A 15,930-nucleotide genomic window follows, 5' to 3' on the forward strand; every position below is an offset into this window, starting at 1 on the left:
TCGTTTTTACGCAATTAGAGGCAAGGGAAAATATTACTATTTTTTAGGGTTCATTGTTAAAATGACGTTATGGATAAGCCACTATCCAAAAAAAGGCCCTTCCATCTAGGAAAGGCCTTTCTACTTGAAAAATTCAATTTTTATATGACTTTCTCTTCTCAAAGATAAAGGAAACAATGATGAGAATCAGAGCAACAAAAATATATGGAATATCATTGTTACTAAAATCCAAAGAAAAGGAAACAATGATATACACCAATAACAAGCTTACCATGATGTAATTAATAATTTTATGCATTTAGCCCACCCTGAACTCTTTTAATTTTTTAAAGCCTTGGCACACAATAAAAAAGGTTAGCAGCATAGATCAAATAAAAACCCTTGTCATTCCAATCACACAGGCCTGCTCCGGCTGCTAGTGCAGCTAAACCAGAAGCCACGAGAACCGGAACACCTAATTCAGAAGCAAGCAAAGAAACTCCTGCACCCGCCAAAATTAATTTTTGGGCTTTTGCAGATTTAGAATGGGAGATGAACCATGTTGCTTGAGCAGAAACATCACTATTTTCTGCGGCTGATACGTTTATATCTGATATATTACTACCTAATTTATATTGACCGTTTTTTACACCCTTATTTAAATTTTCCAATGATGCATTAAATTCCTCGAAAGCTTTTTCACTAACATTTGCATCTTTTGCATTCTTGTAAAAGTTTTCAGCAAAACCCTCTTTATTAACTACTGCCTTTTCTTCTAAATCAGATTTTGCAATCTCTAATGCAATTTTCATATCAGTATCTGTATCTTTTAATTCAATAGGTTTCCCGTATTTATCGGTCACCTCTCCCTCTGATAATGGTTGTGAACATTCCTTAGATACTTTAGGGGCAGAGAAAGTTTCAGCCGAAGCAAATGACGGCAAAGTTAAACTAGATGCAATAGCGATTGACATTACTGAACTAAAAATCTTAAATTTCAAAATACATTCCTCCTTTTAAAAAACCATATCAAACTCTGGTTTTCAAAAAAACCCCAGTACCATATTTTGGTTAAAATTAACTAAGAAAGCTTTTTCACCCCTGGTCATTTAGTTTTACCCACTTGATCACCGAAAGGTATAAACGACTACTTATCGCAATAAATGCAGGATTTTATGTCTAGTCTCCTGCCCGTAAATTCCATCAGACGTTAAACCGTTCATCAATTGAAATCGTTTGACCGCATTTGCTGTTTTTGGCCCATATACGCTATCAATCCCATTGTTCGGTGCTCCTTTGTCCGGATAGAAATAAAGTGCCGCCAACGCTGACTGTATTTGTTTTACGGCTGCGCCCCTGGTTAATGGGTTGGTGACTTTGAAAACACCGTCAGGCAGGGGAAATTTTGGTTTATTGCTTGTTTTGGACTTTACTGCAGCCTTCTTTTTCCCGCTGCTTTTCAGTTCATTATCGCTCTTTATATAAGACACGTTGACGTATCCGTGGAATGTCTGGCCTTTTGAATTGGTGTACTCAATATATCCCCACCCTTTCACAGTTGAACCAAGCTGATATTTTACAATCGTGCCATTCGGCAGGGTAAGCACCATAGAGGAGCCAGCGCTTCGTTGTGTGCGTAAAACAAGCCCATCCTTTGCCACAACCGTATTTTTTATAAATCTTCCCGTGTCTGTATGGGTAACGGCTGAATTCGATACCACAGGCACCGTTACAACCGTGCCGGCCATCCGCTTGTTAACGCGGGCTTTAAAATCGGTAAACCCCTGTGACCTACTCACCCACGGCGCCGGGCAAATTTTATGAGTAATATCATAGTGCCGCACAATATCATTGATTGGATCAAGTTTATACATTTTGCACAGCTCGGCACAAACTTGTTCTGCGCGGGCAATGGTATCAGGATGGAAAGTACCGTCTTTTTCAATGCAAAGCTCCACGCCTATAGATAAGAAATTCGCATTCGGCTTCAGTGCCGCGACACCCCGGTAAGGCTGCCCGTTAACGAATTGCTGAACATCATTCGCATGATAGGCCACCTCATTCAACGGAATGATGCAAATAGCCTCTATACGATCGACAAAAATATGTGCTGATGCAAACGTCTGTTTTTTCTCAGACAGATTTCTGTTCTGTGCAGGGAGCGTTTGACCAAAATATCTATAATGATTGGCAGCAGACGCGCCGGGGTTTGCCGTGTAATGAACGGCCAGTTTCTTCACGCCGTTGTTTTTGATTCCCGGCCGCGTCCATTTGTTAATATCAATATATTGGTTTCTGAATGATGACATAAAAATCTCTCCTATTCTGTTTTGAAATATAAAAGAGGCTGCCGAACGGCAACCCCTCATTTAATGAGTTTGTGGTGTTTCAGAATGGCTTTCTGTTTATGGCCTTTCTCAGTCACGTAGTTATTTTTAAACCACGCTGTTAACGTTGTACCAATTGTAAAAGCCGCCGATCCGACGGTATACAATCCATTCACAAGTTGAGTGACCTGACTGTCTGTAATCTCTAGCGGAGACTTTCCAAACATCAGCATTGTTTGGTTAATTAATGCAATAAAAAGAAGTACAGTCCGAATGATCGTACCCCTGTCTCTCATATTCAACATAAAGAATCCTCCTATTTTTCAATTTTCATTTGAATTTCGTCCAGCTTATCAATGACAATTTCATATTTATCACTGAATCTTGCTAAAAGCTCATTTTGAGAATCAATTTGCCCGTATAGCTTCGCCTCCCGCTCTCTGCTCGTTTTCATGACATAATACAGCAGGGAGCAAAATAACACCGCAAACGGCCCCTGAGTCATCAAATATTGCATGATATCCATTTCCATTGTTGACGTCTCCTTTTTGACAAAATAAAAACACCTATTCGGTTACAGGTGCCGTTTCATTATTCTTTACTTGTTCATTTTCAGTAGTGCTGCCAGTTGACTCAGAAGACCCGGCCGAGGGTGTGGCATCGCCTGCCGTTTCCGTTGACTCTTCTCCGTAATCCTTTCCGGTAATCTCCTTAAATTGATCGGGAGTAATGGCGCCGCCTTCAACACAAAATGAAATATCAAAACCCCATTGATAATAAACCTGTGCATCTGCATATGTTGGAAAATTCATGTGTTACTATTCCCCTTTCTGTAATGTCATGACTGCTTTAGTCAATTGAATAATTTGATCTTGCATTTGCTTGATAGTTTGACTATCCGTAATGTGCTGCTGCACAAGAGCAACAATTTGTTCCTGGGCCTGCTCCATTGGGCCGGGCGTATTCGAATCATTAATGACGGGATTTTGATAATCCGGGTTAATAATGAGAGCACCATCAGATAATTTGTAACGGAACGGATTGGAAATAAATTCAGCCGTGGCAAATTCATCCGATATCTCAATTGCTTTATCCAGCTCCCCTACCAAAGCATAAGCTGCTACTTCGTTGTTTTCATTTAGGACAATTTGCAATTAAAAGACCCCCTTGATACTCGAAATATAGATTTCAGGGTTACTGATTTCCATTTTTTCAGTATCCAGCGAAAGACATTCTGTCACAACTAATGTCTTTCCGTCCGTGTACTTCAGTCTGATTTCATCTTGATACATGCCTTTCCCGTTGCTTTTTAGGCCGGCATTGTTGATATAAAAAACAGTATCGACCGGGACGGGGCGCTGCGTCGAAACATGGTAATAGTCCGTTTTGAAATGGACTTCGAAAAGGAAATAGCTGAAATTCGAAATGTCTGCAGCAAGTTTAATAGTATCCCCCGCTTTCGCGCTCCCTGAAAACAATAGAACCGGTGATTTTGACACCCAATTACGATAGGCTCCCTGATATTTTTCAATATGCCAATCAGATCCCTGCAAAGTCACTAAACCATTATCCTGATCACTGAAAACGGCAAAAATAAATCCATTTGCATTGTCGCCGTTTAATTTAGGCGGCAGGTTTTGAGTTGTGGAATTATACCAATAAACGCCGGTACTGATAATGTCATGAATGTCTGCTAAAACAACGGGTGTTGTATCCATTTTGTTAACGATAGCTGTATCAATCTTTTGTTTCATTTCTCCAAGATCAGCGGACACGCTTTTTCCCAAATTATCAACTACGCTGTTGAATTGACTAATTTGATCATTGAGGGTTCTCATATCATTTTCATATTGGCCGGTGGTGACAATATCACTGTTTTGAATTTTAGTATTAAGCGTATTTAATTGCTCTTGCAATGATTGGATTGTTGTTTTAGTGCCCTCTATGATATTTTGTGTTGCTTCCTGATCTGATTTGACCAAGGTTAAAAAGTCGTCATAGGCTTGTTTAAGCTGCGTTTTCAAATTTTCAAAATCAGAAATAAAGGAGGCTGAATTGATACCCATTTCCACTTTATTTTCAAGCACCTTGATTTTAAATTCTAATGTGGTGTCTGTTTGACTGTCTCGGCTCACTTTAAAGAATGCCTGTTCATATTCCCCCATGGCCGCAAATGCTTGGTAAGGGAACACATAACGAAAAATCCCGCCCTGGGCATTAAGGACAATACCACCGTTTGTATCAATAATATGCGTGCCGTCAGGCTTCAGCCCTTCGAAAGAGACAGTTTTCCCGGTTAGATCATAAGGCGTACCGTTTGATATGACTGATACCGTCACCGCTTTTAAACCGCCGTCCCCCACTCTTCCAATGATAAGCTGCTGGTTAATTTGCTCTAAATGTGCCTTGCTAATATCAAAAACTAAATCTTGATTTGCCATGTTTTAAACGCTCCCCTTATCCGTAGTAGTAAAAATAATTCCGGCAAATTTCTTGGAAAATAATTTGATGCCCGATCTCATTCGGGTGCAGCCCTTCTGACATACACATCTTTCTGAATGCAGGATTGTAAGGATCAAATAAATCCGTATAAAACATGTCAGCATACGGGACAGAAAGCAGCGTACACGCTTCCTTTTGTGCATCCACATAGTCGGCCAATGTCAGGCCCAATTTGTTTTTATCCGTATCCCGGCGGACTATTTTTCCGTTTGAAATCTTCGCTTGTCGTGTGGCAGTCATCACGATGATCTTACAGCCTTTATTTCTCATACGGAGCTGTTGAATGACTTGATAAAAACCGCCGTAGAATTTTGTAATGTCTTTTTCGTCTGTCCCTACATCAATGCTGTTACACCAGTCATCATCCGTTCCCTGTACAATGACAACATCGTTCCCGGACGTTTTAAGAGCCTGCTGATAGATATTGTTGTTTCCGTTATTGCTCATGTTAACGCCGCTGACAGAAAGATTTATAACCTCGGCACCTGTCCGTTCCTTCAAGATATCGCCAAAGTTGTATTGAGCGCGCAGCCCGTGGGCCACACTATCCCCCAAAATAGCGATTTTCTTTGCGTTGAGCAGATTGCTTTTCTTAATAAAATCAACACTGATATGGCCGCTGTCGGTGATATTTAGAAGCTGATTTAACTCATTACTATTTTGTGAGTATGCTGTTTCCGCCGCGATTCGTTCCGATAACGTGGCGTGTTTGACGTTTTTACTGTCTGTTTTCGCCTGTTCCACTTGCTCCGTAACCTCTAAGGGCGACATGTCGGGTGTTATAATTGCCCTGATTTCTCTATACATTTCGTCATTATTTTCTTTGATCTTCTCGCCAATTTCCTCTGGTGATAGCTGCGCGGAAGGATTATTGATAGCCTGTTCGATTTTCTCGAAATTTGTATTTAGTGCCTCACGAAAATCTCGGTCTAAGCTGGTCGGTAAATCCTTATTTAAATTGATCATGATTTCATCCTCTCTTTACTCACTTATTTTTCAATTCGTCGAGTTGTTTTTTCAACTCGTTGAGCTGGTTGATCACTTCGTTCATGCTGTATTGTTGCCCGCCCAATGATTGGCCGCGAATAACCGTCTCTGCTTTACGGCCCATTACGTTGTACACTGATTTTTCATCTGCGATCGTGTAAATGGAATAACCGAGCCACCATTCTTGTGTTTGAAAAGCCCTTACCCACGCCTCAAACCAATTAGACTGAATGGATTCGTTATATTCTCCAAGATCACCAAAAGCATTGTGCGGCTGCTGCGGCGAATTTGAATAGGGCGGTATCCCTAATTCACCAAAAAAAATAGGCTTATCCCACTTATCATGGAAAGCCTTTATTTCATCAAAAATATTTTGACCGCGGCCGTACAACGGTACGCTGTAAATAGCATCTATAAGCTCATCAACGGAAGGGCTTTTATTATCGGTCAACTCGAAGTATGCCGCAATTGCTATGACGTCAACCAATCCAAAAAGAGCGTTATTGAGTTTATTTTCATACGCTTCCACATAATCGGGCGCCCATGAAGCTGTGATCCAATAATTTGTACGATAGAGAATTTTCCCTGTGTAAACCGTACGAACCTCGGAAATTAACGCTTTCCATTTGTCAGTAAAGCTTTCCATATGAACCAGGTTAGAAGCAATGTAAAGCCCATCAACGCCATTCTCTTCACAGGTAGCAGCAAGATTTTTCAAATGCTGGCCCCAAACAGAAAACCATTGTTCAATATCGGTCGGTATCCAGTCTGTTTCCGCGACCGTTCCGTTTGCTATGAACGGGTATGGCTCTAAAATAACCCTGTATCCGTCTCGTTTGGCTTTCGGTATGGCCTCCCATACTTCGTTATATGAGTAGTCGGTAATAACAGGGTTAGAATCAGACGCGTCGGCGGCTGCTATTTGCAATGGAATTGTCAATGTGTTCAGATTTAATTTGCTGGCATCATGATAAATATCAGCATACTGTTTGCGGCCGAATGCTGAGGCGTTGCCGCCCTTCCATTTCAACGGGTTAACCACTAAATTACTTAACTCAACATTTGTCATTCTGTTGTCGTATTCGGATAGCCTGTCGTTTAAACCGGCCACCGCCGAGGTATGAGTTTTAGGATAAAACGGGTTGCTTTTGGAATCTTTCAGAATGACAATATCAGTCATCTACCTCGCCTACCTTTTCAATGACGAGCCGTGCATCCCATGCGTTGACAGCCACATTTTGAACGCTGCTGATTAACTCTGTTGCAATATGGGATTTATTATAGGCGGTCGTTGCTTTTTTGGATATTTGCTGTTGAATAGAAAGCATGTCCTTCCTTGCGTTGCTGAACGTCAATTCTGCGGCCTTTGTATCATCGAAAGGGTAATCCTTTACCCCAACGATTGAAACATCTACATCCAAGCCCATTGGCTCAATGATAGCCATCCACACTTCCCCTATTGTCGGGAGACGGGAGCCGTAATAATTCAATGTGAACGTGGCTTCCGGTACGTCCTGCAGATGTTTTACAGCCTCCGCATCTGTATATTTTTTTGTTGTTGCATCCGTATCGCCTGTTAAATCCAACGGCTCCGCGAATGAGTCACCGAATCTTGCAGCATTGACGGACGTATAAACATACGGTTCGAAAAAATAGTTATCGTGGGCATCCTTATACGGATACACCCAACATTTTGTCCGTAGATTCGTTTTATCCAGTGATAAATTAATGTCATCAGTGTTGTACAGCCATCTGAATTGTTCTTCTGTGACAGTTTTAAAATGGGCTTCATCCATAAAGATAACCTTCTTATTATCCGCCATCACATAACACTGAAAAGTATCAATTAAGGTATTGATTAAGGAAACCGCATCTGATTTACCAAACTCGGTTATTAATTTACGGGCCGTAAAAGCTCCTTTAATTTCGTAGCTGTACCCGTAGGTATTTCCCTTAAACAGATAGGACAAGTATTCTTCAAGCGTATGTTTTGGCCGGCTGTCGTCCTCATAATCCGAATCTATGGTGTCTTCCAATCTAATTTTTTTCTGTACGTCATAATAAATATGTGTGGCCGTAACAGAAATTGTTTGCGTATTTCCGCTCAATACCGGGTTGATCTGCTGTATAACATATTCTTGGCCCTCAAATAGTAAAGAAGCTTGGTCGCTTTGCAGCAAATTAAAAACAAATGCATTGGTGTTTGTCTGAGTGATATTAAATGAAATTTGCCAGTTTGTCAGGTTGCTTTCTATGCTGCGCTCAAAGTCTGTAAAGTCCATTACAATCTCTTCGTATTCTGGATTTTTAACAATAAGAATTTTCATGGCTTCACCTATAAATACAGGAATCTCGTATTAAATGAGATTACCGGGTTTTCGCATCCTGTGAGCACAAAATCATTCCATCCCTCGGCCAATGTAATAACACCGTGATTTGTGTCCCGTCCGCATCTGTTGCCGTTTAAAAACGGATAACACCCGTTTAATAAAAGTGTGTCAGAGGCAGCCATTTTTTTATTGAGCTTAAAAACATCGCCGGTTGTCTTATTCGTAATGGTCGGCGTGCCAGTGCAAGTCAATGTGATATCTAACAAATGATGTTTCAACGGATTTAAGACAATCTCTGACGCATTGTAAACAGAAAACGAATTCGTCTTAAATGTATAAAATAATGGTTGGTCTAATGGTATATTCATTCCAATGGGCCATGCTGCAGCATCGTTTGAAAAGTCCGCTTCCTGTGTCGTTTGAAAAGCCTCCCGGAAACCGGAAGGCAAGTCAAATTCCACGGTAAACGTCATATCTGTTAAGCTAAGGCGTGTCGTTTCATACGGCTTCGCCCTTACTTTGTAACGCATGGCAGGCATAAGCGTACTCCTTATATAGAAAGCCTCCCGACTAAAAAGAAAAGCATGAATAGCCCGGCAGCCCAATTCAAAGTCGTGTAAATCTTTTCCTTTGAATAAGAAGTTAACACTTACTGTTCTGGCTCCGTATACGGCCGATCCCGACTCAATTTGACCATCAAGGGCCGGATTTGTCAGATAGGACGGTGTAAGGGACGGGGCGGAAACAGTCATATCCAAAAACTGCAGTCCACGCATGTTTACCGTCTTTGATAATGCCTGTTCTACCCCATTTTTATTTATGATTAAGTCTTGTAGGATGCTCACGGTTTACCCCCTTGCATGAATGTATTCAACCCTAATGCGTTGCCGTTGATCCCATTAAGTAGGTTAGCGATTGTTTTTAAGTCCGCAGCTCCATTGTTTTGATTGGCCCCCTGCCCGATCAATAGTTGAGCTAACAATTGATTGGTTCTTTCCTGGGCCAATAACAATTTTGTTAATAGCTCGTCATTTTTGCCGCTCGCTTGATTACTTCGTTGCGTTTTTCGGGCTGCGGCCACCGCTACCGCCTGCAGGTTTTCTACGGCTGCCGTTCCATCTATCGGGATAATATTTTTTGTGATGGAATCCGAGACGTGAAGGGCCGCCCGCGAAACGTTGCTGATGCTGCCAGTCAGACCATTCACAAGACCATCACCAAAGAAACCCATAAGCCGCACAGCAACACGAGAAGGCGAATGAATGTCTAATCTCTTCCGGATTGAATTTTCGATATTGTGTGCGATTTTCTCGGCAGCAGATGAAACATCCTTTTGACTCTTTTTCAACCCATTTACAATTCCGCTTACAAAATGGCCGCTGAGTGTTATCCCGGTGCTTTTATATTTTTTATTGGCCGATTTCATGGCATTTCCCAACGTATTTACGGCATCATTCACGCTTGATTGATATTTAGCTTTTGCTGTTTTTAAAGCCTTGTTAAGATCAGTTTTTGCCTCACCGTATGAGGTTGTGAGATCACCCAAAGCATTTGCTGTCTTGGTCTTTTCTGAGTACGCTCCTTTGTAAGACTTCCAATCACTTGCGGACAGGCTCAATAATGCCTCTACATCTGCATTTGCGGATGGCCCTTGCTGCAGCAGTTCATTAATCATCTTTTTAGAGGCGCCGCGCCGCTGTAATTTCTTTATATTCGATGTGAATTTTTTATAAAGAGAATTTTGTGATTTAAGATTACGCAGCAGACCCACCCCGGACACTTTCGATTGTTCCGCCTTATCAAACATTGCAAAAGACGTGTACGCCGTGTTTCTGTTTTCATTCACAGCCGATTGATACGTTTTTTTCGCATCTGCCACCGCATTGTTATATGTTGTTCTGATTGTTTTCATTGTGCTGTCAAACTTATTAATTGCGTTGCCTATCGCGTTATTATAGGAGCTGATTTGCTTTGCAATGGCTTTACTTGACGCACCAATTGCCGCAACAATGCGGTTGCGTTGTGTCGCTGTTAATTTATGATTCTTTTGAATGGCTTCAAGTCGTGCCCTTTCGGTTTTGGCTGAAATTTTCCCGGCCCTGTAATCTGTAATGATCGTTGAAATGCTGTCAGAAATTTTCTTACTGAGTTCAGCCGCTTTTTTCTTTGCCGCTGCTGCAGCCTTTTGTTTTTTTGCCTCCTTACTCAGTGTTTTGTTGTTGGCCGCCGGCCGTGTCACATACTTTATAATGGTTCTCGTTTTTGTTTTCTTTGAGGAGCCGGATTTAGTTGAATGACTTTCAGGTTTCTTCCGCCAATATCCTTTTACATAGGTTCCGTTATCCCGGTAATAGCCATCAACCCAAACCTCATTTGTCCCTTTCGCAAAGTGCCCCACTTGCTCTTTAAACGCTTTAATAGACGGCCATACTTTCGTGCCTTTTGGTAGGTTTGCGAAAAGAGTCGGCACGTTCGGACTTACACCAAACTGGCCCTGTGGCGTTAAATATGGTTCACGCTGCCCGCCGTCGCCCAAAACTGCCGGGCCGCCGTTATGATGATCCGTACCGGTAGCATATCCGACGTATTTACGTCCATGAGCCAGTGCCTTAATGCCGGGGACATTCCCGATCCCGTGATATCTTGATTTAATATATCCGATTGCTGACGCTACCTGATCTATCGGGTTAAGCCATTGTTTATGACCAGCCTTGGCATAAGATGCAAACGTTGTTTCAATCATCTGCATTAACCCGGCTGACGGATGACCGGCTCGCCAGTTTGAATCCCATTTGTTTATATGAGAACCGGCCGTGCCACCGGATTCATGTATCGCTATTGTCTCTAAACCTTTTTCCCATGCGGCGCCGCTTACGCCTGCAATCTTCATTCCTTTTTGTACCCATGATTTCAGGGAGCCGGAAACCTTCACATCGCCAGTATCAACGCCGCCGGATGCAAAATCAGTCAGTTTGTCTTTCACGCCGCTGATAATCTTTTTAATTATCCCTTTTCCCATATCAAGGACGGAGCCGCCCAGCTTCCCAAGCGCGGAGCCGGCGAATTTAGAAACAACCGTATTTAATAATTTCGTCGGATCGGATAAATAATCATAGATATTTGATCCAATGCCTTTAAGTTTGCTCCAGCCGCCCTTAATAAAGTCTTTTGCAGAACCGAGCCATGTTCCAATTGAAAATTTCGGCAGTGCCCCGCTTTTCATTAATTGTTCGGTTTTGTCACCGCCTAAAATTGACGTACCTCGTGGTAGATTCATGACGGTATCTGTGTTTGGAGATAGGGCCATTTCCCCGTTTGGAAAACGCATTAATTCATGTTTACCGCCATCACCAACGTGAGCAAGCCCGCCGGCGAATGCGTTCGGTTCACCCTGCCATGTTCCTTTTGCAAAGTAAGGGATATGTTTCATTTTAACGTCGTCGATTGTTGGCATATCAACTTTTTTAAGAACCCAGTTTACCCCGCCAATAACGCCGTTTGTCACGCTTTCTACGCCATCAATCAGTTTGTTTCCAACAAAGATTCCGGCATTCCCAAGAGCTTTAGCTCCTTTTTTAATCCCGTCAGCCATTTTTCCGGGCAGTTTCTTAAAGAAAGAAATAATATCCCCGCCGACTTTAGAAACCTTTTTCCACATCTTGCCGAGTGTTCCGCCGGTTATTTTATTCAAGAAATTAAATCCGGCTTTAAATTGTGATTTGACAAGCTTCACGCCATTTTTAACAATGGATTTTACATCGTCCCAAAGTTTATCCCACCGGCCATGAAAAAAATCAGAAAATGTTTTTAGAATACTTTTAAATAATTTTGTTGCGCTTTTAAATTCGTCCTTTATATCTCCCCATGTATCGCCGAAATGCTTGGACAAATTCGTAAAAAGTTTTTTACAATATTTTACCGATGAAGAAAAAGATTTCTTCACGCCCGACCAAACAGAGTCAACCACTTTTCGGAATCCCTTAAAGTGTTTATACGAATAGATGACAGCCGACACAAGCAAGCCTATAGCCGTAATAACAAGCCCGATAGGATTTGCTTTTAAAGCTACGTTTAATACTCTTTGAGCGACCGCCCATGCTTTTGTAGACGCTGCCGCAACTCTTTGAGCCGTTGCCACTGCAAGTATTTTCACTTTTTGCGCAACCCAAATACTTCCCGTTTTCGCAAAGGCCAGGGAAGCTTTTGTCATTGTTTTTATGCCTTTTGCTGTAGCTTTTGAAGCTACACCAATACCAACAATCGTTTTTTTGATACCGGTAGCAGCAAGACGGGCTGTCCATTTAAAAGATTTTCCGATGGCCTTTCCAGAGGCAGTAATCCCCCGGCCCGCAGCCTTAACACCTGACCATGCCAATTTTCCAGTCCACTTAAACGCCTTGCCGATTCCTTTTCCGAAAATCTTAATTAATGAGCCGGTTTTCTTTACACCGCTCCATACCAGCTTGCCCGTCCATTTGAAGGCTTTTCCGATCCCTTTGCCAAATATTTTAATAGCTGAACCGGTCTTCTTTACGCCGCCCCATGCCAGTTTTCCAGTCCATTTAAAACCCTTGCCGATCCCTTTTAAAACTTTGTTTGTCTTCGTTCCTTCCATTCTTGCATTTTTGAAGAAGGTAAAAGGTGATTTCGCAACAAAGGATATGGCCCGGCCTAAACCCATGAGGCCCGACGTTGTAATGCTGATAGCTTTAAACACAGCCCCTAAACCAATAGCAAGAGGCGCGAATACTGCAGTCAGGGCCGCAACGGTACCAATTGTTTTCTTTGTTTTGGGTGACAAATTTTCAAATTTAACAAGTAATTTATTAAGATGCTTTACAAGCGATGTCACAGACGGCAGCAGGGTTGCTGATACTTCCATAGCAAAGTTTTTGGAAGTTTCTTTGAAAATATCAAGCTGTTTTTTCCCTGACTTCATCATGCGGTTTGTAACGGTTCCGGCATAATCCGTCTTTTCAGCATTCTTGATTTTCGCAGAAAACTTGTCCAGGTGCTCCCCTGATTCCGTCATTAATGCGGTAATAGTAGGAAGAGAAGTCCGGCCAAACATGCGGGAAAGTAAATTTCCTTTTTCCTCGGTTCCCATTCCTTTTGTTTTTTCGCGCAACTGTTCCACAATTTCGGACAATCTCAACAAGTTCCCGTGTGAATCGCTTGTTTTTAGCCCAATCTGTGCCATTGCTCCGGCTGCCTGTTTTGACGGCTTAACAAGGCTTGCCATAACTCCACGCAGGCCAGTACCGGCGGACGTTCCTTCCACGCCGCGCCTTGACATGACTTCAAGGTATGCCGCCATATCTTCCATTGAGTAGCCGACGGATTTAGCATAATCCCCTACATAGTTCATGGAATAGCCCAATTCTGTGAATTTAGCCGATCCATGATCCGCCGCGTAAGTCATGGCGTTTGTAACTCTCGTCGTGTTCTCGGCCGTCTTTGCCGCTGACTTTGACTTGTCAAAAAATTGCTCCATGACGTTCATAGAAACTTTTGTTGTTTCTTTAAATTCAGATCCCGCAGCCGTTGACGCTTTAATCATTTTTTCAACCGCAGCAATGGCTTGCCGGCCGGTATCACCCTTACGGATCATGGTTTCATACGCATCACCGATTTTTTGAACAGAAATACCGTATTTTCCGGATAGCTCCGTCGCTTGCTTTTCCATGTCCTTTGTAATCTCGCCGGCCTCTTTCGCAGATTCTCCGTCAGATTCAAGCAAGGACTTAATGTCCGTCATTTTCCGTTCAAATTCAACGGCCTGCTTTGTTCCGTAAACAAATGCCCCTCCAATGCCAAATGTGGCTGCTGTCATTGAATGGCCGGCACTCGTTAATTTATCGCTGGCCCGGTTCACAGAATCCCTTAATTTGTTGACGTTATCGCGAAACGTTAAACTGAGTTTTGAAGAGCTACCCACTTGCCTATTGAGTGTTTTATACCGGCTGACAGCAGATGCTTGTGCCGCTTCCAATTCCAAAATGGCTGTGCGTTGCTTTTTGGTTGCGATATTGTCGGCGCCTTTTTTCTCTATTAATTCCTGTAGTTTCAGCTTTTCTTTTTCAATAAGCTGGTTACGTTCCTTAATCTGATTTCCAAGGCCCTTGTATTCTTCTTTATTGGCCCGGAGCGCTTTGCCCTGGGCTTTAAATTTGTTGATCGCTGCCGTTGTTTCCCTTGTTAATAAAGACAGGTTTTCCCGTACAAGGCTTGTTCCTCTTTTTTGATCATTCATAGCGATCTCAGTATCTTTCAATTCTTGACGGTAAAGCGCCTGTCTCCGGGTTGTATTGTTGATTTGATTAGCAAACCGCATTGCCTCTTCAGTATTTTTCCCGTACTTTTCAATGGCCTTGTTATACGATTCTGTCAGCTTTTTAACTTGTACGTCTTGTATCTTGATCGTCCGGCTTAATCCGTCATACTTTGCGCCCAACATGCCTAATTGATCCCCGGCATTTTTGAAAATTTGAAACTCAGCTTTCCATTGGCTGGTAGATGCCGCAACAGTGTTTTTAATAGCTTTTAAACTTTGCGTTACTTTTGTTCCATCTAAACCAACTTTAATGACAACACCCTCGGCCATGTTCTCCCTCCTTTCTTACGTAATCGAATTAAAGAATTCTTCCCCCGTCATCACATGCGCGTCTTCCGATAGCACATCTAAAAGGCCGTAATAATCTGCTTCGTCGATATCACGAAACGACCATCCGGCCTCCATCAAATTTCTATACATTTTTTTTAAGTTTCTGAGGGCCTCGGCTGCTGTTACTCCTGTGCCTTTAGTGCTACTTCCTTTAAGCCCTCTTCCTCGTTTCCCATGACGATATCCATAATTCCCTCAATTGTTCGCATAAGTTTACGTGCGTCTATTCCATCATAAATAGAATCCATCGTTACTTTTTCATCACTGAAAACATCGGCAACGAACATGACCATTTTATCTAAACGTTCCGCTTCTGACAGATTTTCATTTTTATCCATTTCATCCTGCAATGCCAACGCTTCACGTACTTTACGGCCAGACACAAACCCCTGTTCATAGACTACTTTTTCACCTTTTTGATTGAGTAATTCGATTCTTAACATGTTTCATTTCTCCTTTTCGATTTCAATTTTTCGGATTAAAAGAGGCCGGGATTTCCGGCCCTGCAAAGTGTGATTTTATGCAGCTTGTGTGTCAGAAGGACGGATAAATTTTTCCCATGCTTCCTGTGAAAAATCTTTATCCCCCTCGTTTGCTTTACCATAAACCAGCCCGTCAGAAGATCGGGCAATAAATTCCCCTGAAATTTTATCTTGCGCCGTTTGTACGTTTGCATCATTTGTCTTTAGATCGGAATCCGGCGCGCCGAACATTCCTTTTAACAGACCAACATGGAGCTTATTTCCGTTTATATCAGATGATAAGCATTCCACAGACACAAACGGCGGCTGCGTATCCTTTCCAAGCTGATAGATGCCGTTTACTTTTTTCATACCGGTAATTTCCGACAAACAATCATCCGGTAAGTTATAAATAGACAGCTCGCATTTTACATCCCCGGTGCCTTTTGCGGAAACGTCAATCGCCATGTTTGACGCGTAGTTTTTCGTTTTAGTCGGTGCCAAGCCTGTGATATTGGCCTCAACTACGCCGTTTTTATCTTTCTTCCCGTCCAACACGAATTTTTTATCTGTTGCTTTTTCGTTTTCATCCAAGACGGTAATAACAATAGATTCAAAACCCACCGTTGCCATTCATCATCATTCCTTTACTTAATTTTTTGTATTAAAAAAAGCCACTG

Annotated in this window: 15 protein-coding genes; all 15 read right to left on the reverse strand. The window is 42.2% G+C overall.

What is annotated here, in order from left to right; translation table 11 throughout:
• Positions 1–326: 326 nt before the first annotated feature.
• The 15 genes from AUL54_RS06305 to AUL54_RS06370 all read right to left on the reverse strand — a co-directional run bounded on the left by AUL54_RS06305 (position 327) and on the right by AUL54_RS06370 (position 15,883).
• On the reverse strand, positions 327–980 hold the full coding sequence (locus AUL54_RS06305) for a hypothetical protein (protein ID WP_060963252.1): 654 nt from the start codon (positions 978–980) through the stop codon (positions 327–329).
• Positions 981–1,130: 150 nt separating this feature from the next.
• Positions 1,131–2,288 carry an N-acetylmuramoyl-L-alanine amidase gene (locus AUL54_RS06310; RefSeq protein ID WP_060963253.1) on the reverse strand — a complete coding sequence of 386 codons (1,158 nt, stop codon included), beginning with the start codon at positions 2,286–2,288 and terminating at the stop codon, positions 1,131–1,133.
• A gap of 56 nt (positions 2,289–2,344) precedes the next feature.
• Positions 2,345–2,608, reverse strand: a complete 264-nt coding sequence (locus AUL54_RS06315) for a phage holin (protein WP_235588413.1) — start codon at positions 2,606–2,608, stop codon at positions 2,345–2,347.
• 14 nt (positions 2,609–2,622) lie between these two features.
• On the reverse strand, positions 2,623–2,838 hold the full coding sequence (locus tag AUL54_RS06320) for a BhlA/UviB family holin-like peptide (protein ID WP_013351487.1): 216 nt from the start codon (positions 2,836–2,838) through the stop codon (positions 2,623–2,625).
• Positions 2,839–2,872: 34 nt separating this feature from the next.
• A complete protein-coding gene (locus tag AUL54_RS06325; protein WP_060963255.1) occupies positions 2,873–3,118 on the reverse strand; it encodes an XkdX family protein in 246 nt (81 codons plus the stop codon).
• A gap of 6 nt (positions 3,119–3,124) precedes the next feature.
• A complete protein-coding gene (locus AUL54_RS06330) occupies positions 3,125–3,460 on the reverse strand; it encodes a DUF2977 domain-containing protein (protein ID WP_060963256.1) in 336 nt (111 codons plus the stop codon).
• Entirely contained in the window at positions 3,461–4,747 is a 1,287-nt protein-coding gene (locus AUL54_RS06335; protein ID WP_060963257.1) for a phage baseplate upper protein, read from the reverse strand. It abuts the gene before it with no gap.
• A 16-nt stretch (positions 4,748–4,763) separates the two neighbouring features.
• On the reverse strand, positions 4,764–5,615 hold the full coding sequence (locus tag AUL54_RS06340; protein WP_306372531.1) for an SGNH/GDSL hydrolase family protein: 852 nt from the start codon (positions 5,613–5,615) through the stop codon (positions 4,764–4,766).
• Between the two features lie 178 nt (positions 5,616–5,793).
• Positions 5,794–6,975 (reverse strand): glycoside hydrolase family 113, encoded by a 1,182-nt coding sequence (locus AUL54_RS06345; protein WP_060963258.1) that lies wholly within the window; start codon positions 6,973–6,975, stop codon positions 5,794–5,796.
• Positions 6,968–8,122 (reverse strand): phage tail protein, encoded by a 1,155-nt coding sequence (locus AUL54_RS06350; RefSeq protein WP_060963259.1) that lies wholly within the window; start codon positions 8,120–8,122, stop codon positions 6,968–6,970. The genes AUL54_RS06345 and AUL54_RS06350 overlap by 8 nt, the downstream gene beginning before the upstream one ends.
• Before the next feature lie 8 nt (positions 8,123–8,130).
• A complete protein-coding gene (locus tag AUL54_RS06355; protein WP_058906227.1) occupies positions 8,131–8,970 on the reverse strand; it encodes a phage tail domain-containing protein in 840 nt (279 codons plus the stop codon).
• Positions 8,967–14,729 (reverse strand): phage tail tape measure protein, encoded by a 5,763-nt coding sequence (locus AUL54_RS06360; protein WP_060963260.1) that lies wholly within the window; start codon positions 14,727–14,729, stop codon positions 8,967–8,969. The genes AUL54_RS06355 and AUL54_RS06360 overlap by 4 nt, the downstream gene beginning before the upstream one ends.
• Positions 14,730–14,744: 15 nt before the next feature.
• On the reverse strand, positions 14,745–14,879 hold the full coding sequence (locus AUL54_RS21805) for a hypothetical protein (protein ID WP_013351478.1): 135 nt from the start codon (positions 14,877–14,879) through the stop codon (positions 14,745–14,747).
• Between the two features lie 32 nt (positions 14,880–14,911).
• Positions 14,912–15,232: a phage tail assembly chaperone G gene (gene gpG, locus AUL54_RS06365; RefSeq protein ID WP_060963261.1), complete on the reverse strand. Its 321-nt coding sequence runs from the start codon at positions 15,230–15,232 to the stop codon at positions 14,912–14,914.
• A gap of 75 nt (positions 15,233–15,307) precedes the next feature.
• Positions 15,308–15,883, reverse strand: coding sequence for a major tail protein (locus AUL54_RS06370; RefSeq protein ID WP_060963262.1), 576 nt, complete (start codon positions 15,881–15,883; stop codon positions 15,308–15,310).
• Between the last annotated feature and the right edge of the window lie 47 nt (positions 15,884–15,930).

The organism is Bacillus sp. SDLI1 (genome assembly GCF_001553895.1).
Taxonomy (GTDB): domain Bacteria; phylum Bacillota; class Bacilli; order Bacillales; family Bacillaceae; genus Bacillus; species Bacillus siamensis.

Excerpts from the sequence above, each read along its gene's own strand:
- AUL54_RS06310 (WP_060963253.1), bottom strand. The coding sequence starts at position 2,288 with ATGTCATCATTCAGAAACCAATATATTGATATTAACAAATGGACGCGG.
- AUL54_RS06320 (WP_013351487.1), bottom strand. The coding sequence starts at position 2,838 with ATGGAAATGGATATCATGCAATATTTGATGACTCAGGGGCCGTTTGCG.
- AUL54_RS06325 (WP_060963255.1), bottom strand. The coding sequence starts at position 3,118 with ATGAATTTTCCAACATATGCAGATGCACAGGTTTATTATCAATGGGGT.
- AUL54_RS06335 (WP_060963257.1), bottom strand. The coding sequence starts at position 4,747 with ATGGCAAATCAAGATTTAGTTTTTGATATTAGCAAGGCACATTTAGAG.
- AUL54_RS06340 (WP_306372531.1), bottom strand. The coding sequence starts at position 5,615 with ATGTATAGAGAAATCAGGGCAATTATAACACCCGACATGTCGCCCTTA.
- AUL54_RS06345 (WP_060963258.1), bottom strand. The coding sequence starts at position 6,975 with ATGACTGATATTGTCATTCTGAAAGATTCCAAAAGCAACCCGTTTTAT.
- AUL54_RS06350 (WP_060963259.1), bottom strand. The coding sequence starts at position 8,122 with ATGAAAATTCTTATTGTTAAAAATCCAGAATACGAAGAGATTGTAATG.
- AUL54_RS06360 (WP_060963260.1), bottom strand. The coding sequence starts at position 14,729 with ATGGCCGAGGGTGTTGTCATTAAAGTTGGTTTAGATGGAACAAAAGTA.
- AUL54_RS21805 (WP_013351478.1), bottom strand. The coding sequence starts at position 14,879 with ATGTATAGAAATTTGATGGAGGCCGGATGGTCGTTTCGTGATATCGAC.
- gpG (WP_060963261.1), bottom strand. The coding sequence starts at position 15,232 with ATGTTAAGAATCGAATTACTCAATCAAAAAGGTGAAAAAGTAGTCTAT.
- AUL54_RS06370 (WP_060963262.1), bottom strand. The coding sequence starts at position 15,883 with ATGGCAACGGTGGGTTTTGAATCTATTGTTATTACCGTCTTGGATGAA.